Here is a 16,026-nt window from a genome sequence, read left to right on the forward strand (position 1 = left end):
TCTGGTGGCCTCGTGCAGGACTCGGACCCGAAACTTCGGGATGCGAACCCGACGACACGGGCGGGGGATGATGGGCGGGTGACGACCTCGATGACTCCTGCGGTGGTCGTCCTCGATGGAGGGCTGTCCAACGCGCTCGCCGAACGCGGGCACGACCTCAGCGACGAACTCTGGACTGCCCGACTGCTGCGCGATGCGCCGGGCGAGATCGCAGCGGTGCATCGCGCGTACTTCGACGCGGGCGCGCAGGTCGCCACCACCGCCAGCTATCAGGCGAGCGTCGCGGGATTCGAACGCTGGGGGATGGCTCGCACCGCGGCGGAGGCCCTCATCCGGCGGAGCGTGACGATCGCCCGCGAGGTGCGCGACGACGTCGCCGAGTCAGCCGGTGATGGAGCGGTGCGGCTGGTCGCAGCATCCGTCGGTCCCTACGGCGCGGTGCTCGCCGACGGATCGGAGTACCGCGGACGGTACGGGGTGAGTCGCGCCGTGCTCCGCGACTTCCATGCCCCGCGGATCGAACTGCTCGCGAGCGCCCAGCCCGACCTGCTCGCCCTGGAGACGATCCCCGACCTCGACGAGGTGTCGGTTCTCCTCGAGCTGGTCGACGAGTTCGCGCTTCCCGCCTGGCTGTCGTGCACGATCTCAGGGGACCGGCTGCGGGACGGCCGTCCCGCAACTGATGCCTTCGCGCTCGCCGCCGGCCACCAGGCCCTTGTCGCCGTCGGCGTGAACTGCTGCGCACCCGGCGATGTGCTGCCGGCGGTACGGACGGCCACCACGGCGAGTGGCAAGCCGGGCATCGCCTACCCCAACTCAGGGGAGACCTGGGACGGCGAGGCACGGCGATGGGTCGGTGAGGCGGGGTTCGACCCGGCGCTTGCGGTGGCGTGGGCGGACGCCGGATCGATGTTCATCGGCGGATGCTGCCGGATCGGACCGTCGGCCATTGCAGAGATCGCCCGGGAGCTGCGCCGGCCGATCGAGTAGCGGGCGAGTGCCTAGCCGGAACCCGCACGGCGGCCATCCGACCGCAGTCCTGGTGGACGCGACGGCGGGAGTCGAACCCGCAGCGCATCCGGGTATGAGCCGGTGCCCGGGACCGCCCGGATCGCCGCGATGACCCAACGGTAGCGCGGGAGCCGGACCCCTTGGCCAAGCGTTAACCGTGGTTTCGCTTTGCGTCGGCATGTGACGAGGCCGCGGGCTGCGGCATCCGATCACAACTCCGCGAGATACGCGCGAAGCTGCTCGACGACGAAGGCGTGGTCGTCGGCCTGGGGGAGGCCCGAGACGCCGACCGTGCCCACGACGCCCACGCCGGCGATGGTCAACGGGAACACCCCGCCGTGCGCCGCGTAGAGCGCGGGATCGAGCCGGGCGTCGGCGTCGAAGTCCTTGCCGGCAGCACGGAACGACTGGCCGACCCCGTACGACGACCGGCCGTAGCGGCGGGCGACCCGGGTCTTGCGCTCAAGCCAGCCGTCGTTGTCGGCGCTCGATCCGGGCAGGGCGGTGTGGAAGACGCGGGCCTCGCCGAGGGTGATGCCGATGACGATCGGCAGGCTTGCGGTCTCGGCGGCGGCGCGCATCCGAGAGCCGAGGGCCCAAGCATCCGAGAGATCGAAGCGGGACAGGATCAGCTCACGCTCCTCGCCCTCGATCCGGTCGAGTGTGCTCTGCGCATCGTCGCTCATGCCGTCGAGCGTATCTCTCGATAAGGCACGTTCCACTGCGCAACAGGACAAGACAGGGGCCGCTGACGGCGGGTCGATTGTGCGGTCTGCTCAACCTGGGAATCCACCGTTGACTTGATGTGAATTGCCACATACCTTCGCCGAAGTGCCCCGCTTCCACCCCCAGAGCGAAACGGGACCATCCACACTCCACCCCCAGTACGGAGAAAGTAGGACCCCCCTTGTACCGACGTGTAATGGCGGTCGCCGCTGTCGTGGCGCTGTCACTCCCCACAACCGCGGCATTCGCCGCGGCAGACGACGATCCGTCGTCGCGGTTCGATGAAGCCCCCACCCGGGGCCCCGTGAGCGCCACCGTCGAGCCGCTCAGCGCGAACGCGAACGGCGACGTGACCGTCGTCGTCGAGCTCGCGGGCGACCCGGTCGCTGTGGTCGAGGCCGAGAAGGGCCGCGAGCTCAGCAAGTCCGAGCGCAGTGCGATCAAGAAGTCGCTCCAGAAGGTCCAGCAGCCCGTCGTGGGCGCTGTCGAGGCCGAAGGCGGCGCCGTCGAGGCCACGATGCAGTCTGCGTACAACGGCGTCCAGGCGACCATCCCGGCCGACGCGGTCGACGCGGTGGCAGCACTGCCCAACGTCGTCGGCATCCACGCCGCTCGTACGTACACGATCGACAACGCGGTCTCGGTCCCGTACCTCGGTGTGCCCCAGGTGTGGCAGAACACCGGCTACACGGGCGAGGGCATCAAGGTAGCCATCATCGACACCGGCATCGACTACACCCACGCCAACTTCGGCGGCCCGGGCACGGTCGAGGCGTACCAGGCGGCCAACGCGGCCGAGACCGAGGCGGCCGATCCGGCGCTGTTCGGTCCGAACGCGCCGCGCATCAAGGGCGGCTGGGACTTCGTCGGCGACGACTACAACGCCAACGAGGACGGCAGCGTCCCGAAGCCCGACGCCAACCCGCTCGACTGCAACGGTCACGGCAGCCACGTCGCCGGCACCACGGGCGGCAGCGGCGTCACCGCGGACGGCGCGACCTACACGGGCGCATACGACGAGTCCACCGCGTCGCAGCAGTGGAAGATCGGCCCCGGCGTCGCGCCCGAGGTCGACCTCTACGCCCTGCGCGTCTTCGGCTGCGACGGCTCGACCAACGTCACCACCGCCGCCATCGACTGGGCCGTCGCCAACGACATGGACGTCATCAACATGTCGCTCGGCTCGAGCTTCGGCCGTGCCGACGACCCCGAGGCCGTCGCTGCCGCCAACGCCATCGGCGCGGGCGTCGTCGTCGTCGCCTCGGCCGGCAACTCCGGACCGGCTCCGTACATCGCGGGCTCGCCCGGCAACGGCGAGGGCGTCATCTCGGTCGCCGCGGTGGACAGCACCGCGAGCTTCCCGGGTGCCACAGTCACGGTGAACGGCGTCGCCGTCTCGGCGATCAACGCCAACGGCGCCGACCTGGCGGGTCTGCCCGGCATGACGGTCGTGCGACTGGTCGACAACCCGGCCACGGCCGAGAACGAGGCGCTCGGCTGCTCGGTCGCGGCGTACACCAGCAACGGCGTCGCGCCGGGGCTCAACCAGCTCGCCGTCTCGGAGCGAGGCACGTGTGCCCGCGCGGCGCGGCCGATCTTCGCGGAGCAGGCCGGCGCGGCCGCCGCCCTCATGGTGAACAACACGAACGACTACCCGCCGTTCGAAGGCGTCATCACCGAGAACCCCGACAACGGCGACCCGTTCAACGTCACGATCCCGTTCCTCGGCGTCCGCATGTCCGACGGACCGAAGTTCGTGTCGGGTGCGGCGGCGACCATCGCCGCAGCCGACCTGGCGAACCCCTCGTTCCGCGGCTACGCGTCGTTCTCGTCGAACGGCCCGCGCAGCGGTGACAGCGGTGTGGCCGTGGATGTCGCGGCTCCGGGTGTCTCGATCGTCTCGACGGGCGTGGGCACGGGCAACGGCCCGGCCACGATCTCGGGCACGTCGATGGCTGCTCCGCACGTCGCGGGCGTCGCGGCGCTCGCCGTCCAGGCCCACCCGGGCTGGAAGGCCGGCGAGGTCTCCGCTGCAGTCGTGTCGTCGGCCGATCCCGAGAAGGTCGCGGGCCAGCAGATGACCCGCGGCGGGGTCGGACTCGTCGACGCCGCACAGGCCGTCGCGACGAAGGTCACGGCGACCGGCGACGCGTTCCGCACCGACAGCGGCTGGCTCCGTGAGACGGCGCTCAACTTCGGGTTCCAGGAGTCGTGGCTCGGGTTCGCGGGGCTGAAGACGATCACCATCACGAACCACGGCGACACGGCGGTCACCTACAAGGTGAGCTCCGCCCCGTCGGCGCAGTCCGAGAAGGCGACGCTCACGTTCAACCGCAGCTCGGTGAAGGTTCCCGCCAAGGGCAAGGCGACGGTCATCGTCGCTCTCACCGCGCGCGCTGACGCGGTCGGTTCGTCGACGGTGGACCCGTTCGCCCAGTACGAGTTCTCGGGCGACGTCGTCCTCACGTCGGACTCCTCGGCGCTGCGCGTGCCGTACCTGATGGTTCCGCGTGCCGACAGCCGCGTCGCGTCGAAGACCGGCGCCCTGTTCGGCAAGAAGGAGAAGGTGGCCGACGCCGGCAAGAAGGTGAAGCTGACCAACACGATCGGCGCCCAGACCGCCGGAGCCGACTTCTTCACGTGGGGTCTGAGCGACCCCAAGGACGTGTCGAAGAAGCTCAACGACACCGGCATGGATCTCGCGTCCGCGGGCGTGCAGTCGTTCCCGCAGTCCGACGGAGACCACGTGCTCGTGTTCGCGGTGAACACGCACTCGCGCTGGTCCAACGTGTCGAGCAACGAGTTCGACGTGGTGATCGACCGCAACGGCGACGGGAACCCCGAGGCGATCGTGTTCTCGGCCGACTCCGGTCTGGTGCGCACGGGCTCGGTCAGCGGGCGCTCCGAGGTGTTCATCAGCACGCCTCAGGGGCTGCTGGCTGCGGGCTTCTACGCGACGGCGCCGACCGACAGCAGCACGATCATGCTGCCGGTGTGGGCGAGCGATCTGGGGCTCACCGAAGCCGCCGGCTCGTTCGACTACACGGTCGCGAGCTACTCGATCACCGACACGGCCCTCTTCGACGAGATCGAGGGTGTCGCGAAGTACAACCCGTGGTCGCCGGCGCTCGAGAACGGCCAGTACGCCGAGGTGCCGCGCAACGGCACGGTCACGGTCGATGTCGCCGTCGACGGTGACGCGTACGCGACGCAGAAGCCGCTCGGTGTGATGGCGGTCGTGCTCGACAACAAGTCGGGTACGAGCGAGACGGTCCTCGTCAAGACGAAGTAGCCGTTCGCAGTCGCACGAGGGCGGCACTCCCGAAAGGGGGTGCCGCCCTCGTCGTCTGATTGAGCCGAGCGGATGCTGCGCTCAGGCCTCGCAGAGCACGGGTGCGTCGCCGCGGCCGAAGCGGTAGTCGTAACTCACCCCGTCGACCTCGACGAGGACGCGCATGCCGTCGACGACGGCCTGGGTGTACGACATGCCGGGTTTGGGGCAGCCGAGCGCGCCGTTCGGCCACGTCACAGACTCAGCGCTCACCAGCACCGGCTCGCCTGCCACCCCCCGCTCCGCGAGGTCGGCGACGATGGCATCCCACTGCGCCGGCGACACCGCGGCAGGGGTGCCGGACGGGCCGATCGGGCCGGGCGTGGTGGTCGCGAACGGCGGGCGGCTCGATGAGGGGGTGGTGGGGTCGGTCATGGGTCCTCCGGTGGCGCAGGCGGTGAGCAGGAGCAGGAGCACCGCTCCGGCGCCCGCGAGGATGGATCGGCGCATGTCACTCCTTCGGTCGTCGGCGCCAGCGTAGGTGCGCGTCCTGCGAACAGGCTGTGCCGGAAGCCGCCCCGAACATCGGGACCGCTCGCCCGTCACGAAATGCCGCCACGCGTGGCCCTCTGTGACAGGCGAGCAGGACGACGGCTGGCTCCCCTGTCACGAAATGCCGCCGCGGGCGGCGCGATGTGACAGGCGAGCAGCGACCGGCCCATCAGCCGTAGGGCGGCGTGTGCGGGCGTGACGCGCCCCGGGGCGGAGGCGGAGGCGCGTCGATCGCGCGCAGCATCCGCTCCAGCGACTCCCGCAGTTCGGATCGACCGGGCTCCTGCAGGTCGGTCGTGTACTCGACGCCCGTCGGGATCCACATCAGCCCGTACATCGTCTCGCGCCAGTCGGCACCGCCGACGGGCCACCGGGTCCTGGTGTCATCCTCGGCCTCGGCGCCCTGGCCCCATTGCCCGAAGTACTCGCGCATCACGTCGAGCGGCAGCTCCATGACGGCATCCGCTTCCACCTTCTGCCGCACCCACGACCGCGCGACGACGATGAATTCCTCGATCTGCTCGGGTGTGAGCGGCCGCGGCTCGAACAGCACGCGCGTGTGCTCGACCTCGGCCAGGCGATCGACGCGGAACGTGCGCCAGTCGTCCTTCTCGAGGTCCCAGCACAGCAGGTACCAGTGGCGGTCCGCCGGGGCGAGCGCGTGCGGCTCGACACGGCGCCGCGTGACCTCGCCCGACGCGGCCGTGTAGGTGAATCGCACCCGCTCGTGGTCGCGGGATGCGAGTGCGAGTTCGCCGAGCACGTCGCTCGACACCGCGGCGCCGGCGTTGAGTCCTGCAGGCTGCACCGTCTCGGCGAGTGCGTTCACCCGTCGCCGCAACGGTGCGGGCAGCACCTGCTCGAGCTTCGCGAGGGCGGTGATGGTCGTCTCGGGACCGGAGACGAGGCGCTGGGATGCCGCGACCCGCAGCCCGATCGCCATCGCGACCGCCTCTTCATCCGTGAGCAGCAGAGGAGGGACCGCGCTTCCCGCTTCGAGGCGGTAGCCGCCCGCGGCGCCCGGCGACGACTCGATGCGGTACCCCAGGTCGCGCAGGCGCTCGACGTCGCGGCGGACCGTGCGCTCGGTGACGCCGAGGCGCTCGGCGAGCTCGGAACCCGGCCAGTGGCGGTGGGTCTGGAGCAGGTTGAGCAGCGAGAGAGCTCGCGTGGTCGTGTCGGACATGTCCTCAACTTTGCCCTATGACGCGGACAGGATCCGTCCGCAATGGTTTCTACCCTTGCTGCATGACGAATGAACCGATCATCGAAGCGCGGGGCCTCACCAAGCGCTTCGCCGTCAAGAAGAAGACCGTCGAGGCGGTCACCGACCTCACTTTCCAGGTCGCGCGCGGCGAGCTCGTGGCGTTCCTGGGACCCAATGGCGCGGGCAAATCGACCAGCCTGCGCATGCTCACGACCCTCATCCCTCCGACCGACGGCACGGCGCGGGTCGTCGGCTTCGACATCCTGAAGCAGCCGGCCGATGTGCGGGCACGCATCGGCTACGTCGGTCAGCTGACCAGCGGCAGCTTCTCGCAGCGGGCCCACGACGAGCTGCTGAGTCAGGGTGCGTTCTACGGCATGTCGAAGCCGGCGAGCCGTGCCCGGGCCGACGAGCTGATCGAGTCCCTCGATCTCTCCGGGTTCGCGAACCGATCGGTGCAGCAGCTGTCGGGCGGGCAGAAGCGACGCCTCGACGTCGCACTCGGGCTGATGCACGCGCCGCCGCTCATCTTCCTCGATGAGCCGTCGACGGGCCTCGACCCGCAGAGCCGCGCCAACCTGTGGCAGCACATCCTCGACCTGCGCGTGAAGTACGGCACGACCGTGTTCCTCACCACGCACTACCTCGAGGAGGCCGACCGTTATGCCGAGCGTGTCATGGTCATGGACAAGGGGCGGGTCATCGCCGATGACACCGCTGCCGCGCTGAAGGCGAACCTGGCCGGTGACCTGCTGACGTTCGGCTTCGGCAGCGAAGCGGATGCGGCGGCCGCCGTCGGGGTCATCCAGCGGCTGACCGACCGTGAGGTGCGCCCCGAGGGCGCGGACGTGATCCTCACGGCGCCCGACGGCGACTCGCTGCTGCCGACCGCGGTGCGTGCGCTCGACACCGCGGGCATCAAGGTGCAGCGGGCGACCGGCGTTCCGCCGACGCTCGACGACGTGTTCCTCGCCCTGACCGGACGCACGCTGCGCGAGGCCGGCGAGGGTGATGCGGAGGAGACAGAGGAGAACACGGATGCCTCGGCCGAGGCATCCGGATCGAGTGCCGCCGCAGGCGGCGGATCGGAATCATCCGTCATGGAAGGAGTCCAGCGATGACCGCGACCGAGATCCGGCCCGACACGGCCGTGCGCGCGAACCCCGCCCGCGACACCTGGAACGTGCTGACCCGTGAGCTGAAGCCCGTTGTGCGCGACCCGTTCACGCTGATCTTCAGCCTGGTGCAGCCCCTTGTGTTCCTCGGGCTCTTCGCACCGCTGCTGATCGGCTCGTCGGGCGCGCCGGTGGGGGAGACCCTGCAGTGGTTCGTGCCCGGTGTGCTCGTGATGATCGTGCTGTTCGGCACGGGCGCGACGGGCTCGAACCTGCAGTACGAGATGATGACGGGCTCTCACGAGCGCACGCTCGTCGCCCCGCTCGCGCGGTCGTCGCTGCTGGTGGGCCGGGCGCTCAAGGAGATCGCTCCGATCGTGGTACAGGCGCTCATCATCGTGCTGATCGCGTGGCCGTTCGGCTTCACCATCAACGTCCCCGGGCTCGTCATCGGTCTCGCGCTGCTCGCTGTGTTCGGCGTCGGGCTCGGCTCGCTGTCGTACACGCTCGCGCTGAAGACCAAGGACCGCGAGTGGCTGTTCTGGGGCGTGCAGCAGACGCTGATCTTCCCGTTGCTGATCCTGTCGGGCATGCTGCTGCCGCTCGACGACGGCCCGGGGTGGATGAAGGCTGTCTCGACCGTCAACCCCGTGAACTGGGTGGTGCAGGCCGAGCGCGCGCTGTTCGCCGGCGACCTCGGGGCGGTCGAGGTGCTGTGGGGCTGGGTCGCCGCGCTGGTGCTCGCCGCGCTCGGCCTGTGGGCCGGCATCCGGGCGATGCGCAAGAGCAGCTGAACCCGGTCCCCGGACCATCCGCGGGCGCCGAGTTGCCAGTCCTGGAGAGAACGCGCGAGCGAAACCCACCCGGACTGGCAACTCGCCCGTGGATGCCGGGCGCCCGGCTCAGACCGGGAGTGCTGAGCCCCCAGGGGCCGACGTGAGATCCGTCTGTGCGACGGAGACACGATCGCCGCCGGCCATCTTCGCCTCGTACATCGCATGATCGGCCGCGCGGATGAGCTGGTCCATGACGGCGGCGCCGTCGTTGCCGACGGTGACCACGCCGATGCTCGCGGTGATGGTGAGCTCGGAGGGCAGTTCGCCGTACGGCTCGGCGATCGCGGCGCGGATGCGCTCGGCGAGGGCGACGGCATCGCCGGCCCCGTCCACCGCAGCGACGGCGATGAACTCGTCCCCGCCGAAGCGTCCGACGACGTCCGACTGTCGCGTGACGTCGCGCAGCCGTTGCCCGGTCTCACGGAGGAGAGCGTCTCCGGCGGCGTGCCCGAGGAGATCGTTCACCGCCTTGAAGCCGTCGAGGTCGATGAAGATGACGGTCAGCGCCGACTCCGCGTGGAAGAGCGTGCGCACGACGTCCTCCTCGATCAGACGCCGATTCGGAAGCCCGGTGACTTCGTCGTGCATCGCTGCGCGGCGCAGAGTGTCTTCCAGGCGGATCCGGGCGATCGCCTGGGCCGCTTGATTCGAGAGCGCGTCGGCCAGTGGGACGGCCTCTTCATCGAACTCGCGTGGATGGTCGAAGAAGCAGACCATGGAGCCGACCGCGTCACCGTGGGAATGCATCGGCGAGGCGATCGCGGCGTGCACTCCGCCGGCGTGGAAGACCTCGCTCATGCCGGGCACGTAGGAGTCCGCTTCGTCAGGCGAGCGTACGATCAGCACCTCGCCGCCGAGCATCGTGACGGTGCCGGTCGGACGAAGGCCTTCCGGCCAGTGAGCGGCGAGCGGATTCGTCCCGGCCGCCTGGAACACTCCGTCTGGTCCGCTGATGTGCACGCTGACGGCGCTCGCGGCGAACGCTCGCTGCGCCACGTCGACCAGCAGCTCGGCGGCATCGAGCTCCGATCTCACGTTGCCGAACCCGACCGCCGCGTTGAGCAGGATCTGCAGTCGATGCCGGCCGCGCTCGGTCTTCGCTTCCGCGCCCCGGAATCCGAGGTTGAACGCCGAGCGCGTCGAGACGTCGTAGATCGCGATCCGTTCCACGCCGGACTCGATCTTTCCGAGAGAGCCGACGACGACGGGGCGCACGACCCCTGACACACCGTGCAGAGTGGCATCGGTGGGACGCTGGCCGCCGGAGCCGGAGAACGGCATCCGCAGCGTGAGGACTGCTCCGAGGGGATGCCCGACGACCTCGTCGCGGTCGCAGTTGAGCCACTCCAGAACCTGGGAGTCAGCGTCCACGATCATCGAGTCCTGATCCACGGCGATCTGACCGCAAGTCGCGAGGCCGAGTGTGCCGCCGTTCACGAGAGCCTCCGGCTTCTGCACCGCGAGCGGTGCGTCGTGACGAGACGGCGGTGACGACGTCGCGTTGAGCAGGAGAGGGTCTCCCGCTCTTCCGATATTACGTCACGTTAGCTAAGATGGCTAATTATTAGATGGTGAAGTACTTGCTTTCCCCAGCGTGAGAGAGAATGGCCGCATGGTGAACGGGACACCGGAGTGGACCCTCGGGCTTGCGCTGCGTCAGTACCTCGATGCGCGCAATGCCGCGATGATCGCCGCTCGCGTCAGCCTCGGCATCAGCGACACCGATGCCCGGGCTTTGCTGTACATCGTCGCCAACCCCGGCACGCGCCCGACCGCGCTCCGCGAGTACCTCGGGATCACCTCAGCCGGAGTGACGACCTTGATCGACCGGCTGGTCGAGCGGGGCGTGGTGCGGCGCGATGTCGACCCCGACGACCGTCGCGTGAACCGCATCACGGTCACGATCGACATCGCCGCAGACCCCTGGTCGGTCCTCAACCGGTTCGACGACGACTTCGATGTGGCCGTCGGGGCTGCCGATCAGATCCTCGTCGGCCGATCGGCCGAGCTGCTGAAGTCTCTCACCGAGGCCACGGTGGGCGCGCGGCACTGACGCCGCTCAGGCGACGTCGGTGCCCTCGTACGCGCGCGACTTCTCCTCGAGGAAAGCGCACAGATCCGAGACCGCGGCGAGCTCGGCAGACAGCTCGAGCAGCCCCGCCGGATCGAGCACCAGGATCTCCTCGCGGGGTTCCATCGTCGCGACCCACGCGGACGCCTCCTGCGTAGCCGGCTGGATGAAGACGCCGGTCGGAGCATGACCGAGCCGCACGATCACCAGCCCGGTGTTCGCCCCGCCATCTCCGTCTTGAACGGTCACCCGCGCGGCATCCGCCAGTGGTCTGCCGAGCGAGCGGTACTCGGCGAGCCAAGACTCCAACGTCTCCTGATTCCGAAACGCCATCGCGATCCTCCCCGCCACAGCTGCGACGTGAAGATTATAGAGAAGGCGGCCTTCGGGCGCCGAGGGCCGCACGCCCGATCCGGAATGCGCACCGATGACGCGAGTGCGGAATCTACCCGATGCCCGCGCGAGGCGTGCGCGGTTGCAATCGCGGCCCAGAACAGGTGGTCTAGGGAGGTGCTCACCTCCGAAGACCTCGCCACCGACCTGGCGGCCGCGGTCGCCGGTCCCGAGATCTTCGCCGTCTACCAGCCTCAGGTCTCCCTCGAGACGGGGTCGATCGTGGCAGCTGAGGCGCTGTGCAGATGGGAGCACCCGAGTCACGGCGATATCGATCCCGAGACGGTGATCGAGGTCGCCGAGCGCAGCGGACTGATCCACGCGCTCGGGCGGAGGATGCTCGCCGAGGGTTTCCGTGCGCAGGCCGAATGGCACGAGACCGGTCGTCCATGGGCCGTCGCCGTGAACGTCTCGCCGCTGCAGCTCACCGACGGGTCATTCGCCATGCATGTCGCCGAAGAATGCCGGCGCCACGGGGTCCCGACCGGGTCGCTCATCGTCGAGCTCACCGCCGACGGGGCGGTCGACGACCCCGTCGTGCTCGCGCAGCTGCGCTCGCTCGGCGAGATCGGTGTGGAGGTCTCCCTTCCCGGCTACGGCGAGGGTTCGCTCCCGTCCGAGCTGCTTCCCCGCCTCCCGCTCACCGAGGTCAAGATCCCCGGTCGTCTCGTGCGGTCGGCAGGCGGCCCCGCGCTTGCCTCCCTGCGCGACGCGGTCGCGGTCGCGCACGATGCCGGGCTCCGTGTGGTGGCCGAGGGCGTCGAGACGCTGACCCACCTCGACATCGCGGTCGAGCTGGGCTGCGATCGCGCGCAGGGCTTCCTCATCCGGCCGCCGGACTCCGAGATCGCGTTCCCGGGCAGCGGTGCGCCGAACTGACCCGGGGTCCGCAGCGACCACCCCCCGAGGACGCTGTCTGCGGCTGCCCTCGACGGGTCAAAAGCACTGGTCCGGGCGAGGTAACTTAGTCCAATGACGACGGCGCGACGGCGAGGCATCCTCGCTGTCATCACCGCTCTCGTGCTGCTCGCCCTCGGAACCGGACTCGGCGCCGCCGTGGGCGATGCGCTGGGCATCCGCGCCGAACCGGCCGAGCAGATGGCCCCCGCTGCTCCCACGGCGCCCGAGATCGCCGAACCGGTTGCGCCTCCATCGCTCGGCGCCGTCAGTGCGCCGGATTCCCCCCGGGTCGAGGCGGCGGTGCGCGAGCTCCGCAGCGCGATCGGCGCCGCCTCGGAACGCCGAGGATCCGTGACGATCACCGTCGCCGTCATGCAGGAGGAGAGCGAGCCAGACGACGGCGAGGTCCCGGAGCCGGACGGATATCGTCTGACCGGGGACGCGTCCGCCCTTCGAATCGATGCCGATGCCGACGCGGGGGCTGCGAGAGCGCTGTATGAGCTCGCTGCCCGGGTACGCGCCGCTGCGCCGCTCAACGACCTGATCGGCGAGCACGCACCGTCGCGCTTGCCGTTCCGCATGGTCGACATGGGCGCCGTGGGCGTCGAGCCCGACCCGGCCGCCTGGGAGTCCGGCACCGACTACTCGCACGCGTCGAAGGCCTTCGCCCAGGTGCTGCTCCCCGAGCCCCCCTACATCGACGAGGCCGCGCTCGCCGAGGCGTTCGACGACTTCGACGTCTTCATCCGGCACTCGCTGGCCAACGGCTACAACGCCGTGGCCTTTCCCGGGTTCATCGAGTTCGTGGCGTTCGACGAGGTCGCCGACGGCGTCGTCTACACGCCGGGCGACGAGCACCGCGCGCAGGCGGTCGCGCTGCGCGACGCGTTCGGACCGTTCTGGCAGCACGCCGACGAGCTCGGCATGGACGTGTTCCTGCGCACGGACATGCTCACCCTCACGACGCCGCTCGAGGACTACCTCGTCGACACGTTCGGATCGCTCGACACCGAGAACCCCGCGCTGTGGGACGTCTACGCCGCCGGGCTCGACGAGCTCTACGCTGCCGAGCCGGCGCTCGACGGCATCCTCATCCGCATCGGCGAAGCCGGCGAGGTGTACGACGTCGGGGGCTGGGACTACTACTCGCAGCTCGCGGTGCGCACCCCCGAGGCCGTGCGGACGATGCTCGACACGCTCAGCGCGCAGGCCGAGGCATCCGATCGCGAAGTGATCTTCCGCACCTGGAGTGTCGGAGTCGGCGCGGTCGGCGACATGCACACCAACCCCGTCTCGTACGAGGAGGTGCTCGGCGGCATCGACTCTCCGGCGCTCATCGTCTCGACCAAGTACACGCTCGGCGACTTCTACAGCTGGCTGCCGCTCAACGACACGCTGGAGCAGGGCGCCCAGCGGCGGATCGTCGAGTTCCAGTCGCGGCGCGAGTTCGAGAACTTCGGCGCGTTCCCCAACGACCTCGGGCGCGAGTATCAGTACGCCCTGCAGACCCTGCTCGCTGCGAACGAGAACATCGAAGGCGTCTGGGTCTGGACGCAAGACGGCGGGCCGTGGCGCGCCGGCCCGATGACGCTCTACCTCAAGGCAGGGTTCTGGCAGCTGTACGAGCTCGACACCGTGGTTGCGTCCGCGCTCGCACGCGACACCGAGACCGACGTCGCCGATGTGACGGCCGGCTGGGCCCGGCAGTGGTTCTCGGACGACCCCGAGACCGTCGCCGCGATCGTCGAGGCGATGGACCTGTCGCGCGAGGCGATCGAGCAGGGCCTCTACATCGAGCAGTTCGCCGATCAGCGCGTGTTCGCGATCGGTCTCGAGCCGCCGCCCATGATGTGGATCTTCGAGTGGGACATCCTCACCGGCGACTCCGCGGTTCTCGACGTCCTCTACGCGATCGCCCGCGATGCGACCGGCGGCGACATCGATCAGGCGATCGCGGGGGGCGAGCAGGCCGTCGCGACGGTCGAGCGCATGCGCGAGGCGGTGGCGGAGACGGATGCCGCGACCTGGCGCGACCCCGCACTGCGCGACGCCTTCACCGGGACGCTCGACTACGAGGCCGACGTGCTCCGGCTGCTGGCGGCGTACCGCGCGATGATCCTGCACCAGGGGGAGTGGCACGACACGCTGTCGCCCGACGCCTACGCCGCGTGGGACGCGGATCGGGCCGAGTTCGAGGCGCTCGCCGCGGCGCACCTGGAGACGTACGAGGGCGACATCGACTACCCGGCGTACAACCTCACCGCCGCACAACTCGGTGTGGAGCGCGCGGAGCGCGACCTGCTGATGTCGTGGCTCGCTCGCATCCTGCTCGTGCTCGCGATCGCGTGGGTCGTGATCGGGATGCTCGCGGCCCGGACCAGCCTGGTTCGCCGGCCGGGCGCGGCGGCAGCCCGCGCGTCGTGGATCGCGTCGACGCGACCGTGGCGGGCGCGTGAATCGACGCTCGGCATGCTCGAGCTCGATCGCTGGCTGCTGCTGATCGTCCCGGCCGCGCTGCTCGTGGCGACGCGCGCGGTGCAGACGTCGTTCCTGTCGTGGACGCATCTCGCCGTCGTCTTCGCGGCATGGGCGGTGTTCGCGCTCGTCGTGCGGATCCTCGTCGGCCGGCGCTCGCCGTGGCCGGTCATCGCCGCGGTGGGCGGCGTGATCATGCTGCGGTGCATCGTGACGCTCGTCGCGCTGTCGTTCACCGGTCCGGGCGGGTACTGGTTCGCCTTCTGGACCGAGCCCGCCTTCCGCACCGCCTACATCGCGGTCGCATTCGCGCTCTTCGTGTGGGTCTTCGTCGCCGCGGGCTGGGCGCTGGCGGCGCAGGTGCGCGCGCGCCGGGCGATCGGCTACGTGCTCGCCGGCGTCGGCGCCGGCCTGGCCGTTCCCGCAGTCGTCATCGGGACGATCGGCCTGGAGCGCGCGCTCGCTCTGTGGAACGACGAGCTGGGCCTGCTGCCCTGGGGCCTTGCGCGCATCCTCGGCATCACGACGTACCTGGAGATCCCGCCCGAGACGCCGTGGATCGCGGCGGCGATCGGCGGTGCGCTCGCCCTGGTCGGGCTGCTGCTCGCGATGCCGTGGAAGCGGCGGGAGGACGAGGCGTCCGTCCCCTCCTGAGACGGCGCCACCGGATGCCGCAGGTCGCGCGTAGTCAGCGTACGAGGAGCTCGCCGCTCGTGATGGGGACCGCCCACCGGTTGCCCGGGGGCGGGAACGCGCAGGTGTAGTGGTCCGAGAACGCGCAGGGTGGCAGATATGCGCGGTTGAGATCGACCTCGACGCGCCCTGCGGCGTCAGGCGCCGCGAGGCGGAGGAAGCGGAACCGGTAGCTCTCGGTGCCGCTGGTCGCATCGGAGAAGGCGGCGAAGAGCGACCCGTCGTCCTCCTGCTCGACCGTCAGCTCGAGCTTCGCGCCGTCGAGCTCGAAGATCACCGCGCCCGCGTACACGATGTCGTCTCGTCGGCCGTCGACCGTGCTTCGCTCGGCCGCGCGGGGCGTCGCCCCGAACTCGCCGCGCACGCGGAATGCGGGATCGTAGGCAGCGCGCTCGATCGCCGAGATGCCGCGGCGCGATGCGGCGGCCGGATCCCACGCCCGCAACGCGATCGCTCCGTCACGGTCCACGGCACGCACCATGAGGTCGCCGAGATGTGTCGCCTCGCCCCGTTGCAGGCGGAGGTCGCCCGGTGTCTGGCGGCCGACGGCGGCGGTGCCGTCAGCCCGCCACCAGCCGGGAACGCCGTCGTACTCGCGCTCGACGTCGTCGAGCCAGAGGGTGGCAGTGAGCGCGGCGATGCCGTGCGGTGCCCAGACAGCGGCATCCCTCGTCGCGGTCCAGCGGTCGTGCGCGGCGTTCATGCGTCCCATCTTGGTGCTCGATGACGCCGAGTATCCAACCGATACATATTGTTACACCATCGAAATCTGAGTG

At 70.0% G+C, this 16,026-nt stretch carries 13 protein-coding genes and 1 tRNA gene; 7 read left to right on the forward strand and 7 right to left on the reverse strand.

What is annotated here, in order from left to right:
• Positions 1-78 precede the first annotated feature (78 nt).
• On the forward strand, positions 79-990 hold the full coding sequence (gene mmuM / locus MK786_RS13835; protein ID WP_241112820.1) for a homocysteine S-methyltransferase: 912 nt from the start codon (positions 79-81) through the stop codon (positions 988-990).
• 53 nt (positions 991-1,043) lie between these two features.
• On the opposite strand, the gene MK786_RS13840 is transcribed toward mmuM, so the two are convergent.
• Both MK786_RS13840 and MK786_RS13845 read right to left on the reverse strand, forming a co-directional pair.
• Positions 1,044-1,119 (reverse strand) — tRNA-Met (locus tag MK786_RS13840).
• 101 nt (positions 1,120-1,220) lie between these two features.
• Positions 1,221-1,697, reverse strand: a complete 477-nt coding sequence (locus MK786_RS13845; protein WP_241112821.1) for a heme-degrading domain-containing protein — start codon at positions 1,695-1,697, stop codon at positions 1,221-1,223.
• 236 nt (positions 1,698-1,933) lie between these two features.
• Here MK786_RS13845 and MK786_RS13850 point away from each other — a divergent pair, with 236 nt between their 5' ends.
• Positions 1,934-5,029, forward strand: a complete 3,096-nt coding sequence (locus tag MK786_RS13850) for a S8 family serine peptidase (protein ID WP_241112822.1) — start codon at positions 1,934-1,936, stop codon at positions 5,027-5,029.
• A gap of 81 nt (positions 5,030-5,110) precedes the next feature.
• On the opposite strand, the gene MK786_RS13855 is transcribed toward MK786_RS13850, so the two are convergent.
• Positions 5,111-5,518, reverse strand: coding sequence for a hypothetical protein (locus MK786_RS13855; protein WP_241112823.1), 408 nt, complete (start codon positions 5,516-5,518; stop codon positions 5,111-5,113).
• A 211-nt stretch (positions 5,519-5,729) separates the two neighbouring features.
• Positions 5,730-6,746, reverse strand: coding sequence for a YafY family protein (locus tag MK786_RS13860; protein WP_241112824.1), 1,017 nt, complete (start codon positions 6,744-6,746; stop codon positions 5,730-5,732).
• A gap of 62 nt (positions 6,747-6,808) precedes the next feature.
• Here MK786_RS13860 and MK786_RS13865 point away from each other — a divergent pair, with 62 nt between their 5' ends.
• Entirely contained in the window at positions 6,809-7,888 is a 1,080-nt protein-coding gene (locus MK786_RS13865) for an ATP-binding cassette domain-containing protein (protein ID WP_241112825.1), read from the forward strand.
• Positions 7,885-8,676 carry an ABC transporter permease gene (locus tag MK786_RS13870; RefSeq protein ID WP_241112826.1) on the forward strand — a complete coding sequence of 264 codons (792 nt, stop codon included), beginning with the start codon at positions 7,885-7,887 and terminating at the stop codon, positions 8,674-8,676. Before MK786_RS13865 ends, MK786_RS13870 begins: the two co-directional genes overlap by 4 nt.
• A 108-nt stretch (positions 8,677-8,784) precedes the next feature.
• Here the strand turns inward: MK786_RS13870 and MK786_RS13875 are convergent, their stop codons facing one another.
• The gene (locus tag MK786_RS13875) at positions 8,785-10,176 is read right to left on the reverse strand and encodes a diguanylate cyclase (protein WP_241112827.1); all 1,392 of its coding nucleotides are present in this window, start codon (positions 10,174-10,176) and stop codon (positions 8,785-8,787) included.
• A gap of 154 nt (positions 10,177-10,330) precedes the next feature.
• Here MK786_RS13875 and MK786_RS13880 point away from each other — a divergent pair, with 154 nt between their 5' ends.
• A complete protein-coding gene (locus tag MK786_RS13880; protein WP_241112828.1) occupies positions 10,331-10,771 on the forward strand; it encodes a helix-turn-helix domain-containing protein in 441 nt (146 codons plus the stop codon).
• Positions 10,772-10,777: 6 nt separating this feature from the next.
• On the opposite strand, the gene MK786_RS13885 is transcribed toward MK786_RS13880, so the two are convergent.
• On the reverse strand, positions 10,778-11,122 hold the full coding sequence (locus MK786_RS13885; protein ID WP_241112829.1) for a hypothetical protein: 345 nt from the start codon (positions 11,120-11,122) through the stop codon (positions 10,778-10,780).
• A 177-nt stretch (positions 11,123-11,299) separates the two neighbouring features.
• Here MK786_RS13885 and MK786_RS13890 point away from each other — a divergent pair, with 177 nt between their 5' ends.
• Positions 11,300-12,061 (forward strand): EAL domain-containing protein, encoded by a 762-nt coding sequence (locus MK786_RS13890; protein WP_241112830.1) that lies wholly within the window; start codon positions 11,300-11,302, stop codon positions 12,059-12,061.
• Between the two features lie 93 nt (positions 12,062-12,154).
• The gene (locus MK786_RS13895) at positions 12,155-15,211 is read left to right on the forward strand and encodes a hypothetical protein (RefSeq protein WP_241112831.1); all 3,057 of its coding nucleotides are present in this window, start codon (positions 12,155-12,157) and stop codon (positions 15,209-15,211) included.
• 34 nt (positions 15,212-15,245) lie between these two features.
• Here the strand turns inward: MK786_RS13895 and MK786_RS13900 are convergent, their stop codons facing one another.
• The gene (locus MK786_RS13900) at positions 15,246-15,953 is read right to left on the reverse strand and encodes a DUF1684 domain-containing protein (RefSeq protein ID WP_241112832.1); all 708 of its coding nucleotides are present in this window, start codon (positions 15,951-15,953) and stop codon (positions 15,246-15,248) included.
• Between the last annotated feature and the right edge of the window lie 73 nt (positions 15,954-16,026).

Source organism: Microbacterium sp. CFH 31415 (assembly GCF_022538185.1).
In the GTDB taxonomy this organism is placed as follows: domain Bacteria; phylum Actinomycetota; class Actinomycetes; order Actinomycetales; family Microbacteriaceae; genus Microbacterium.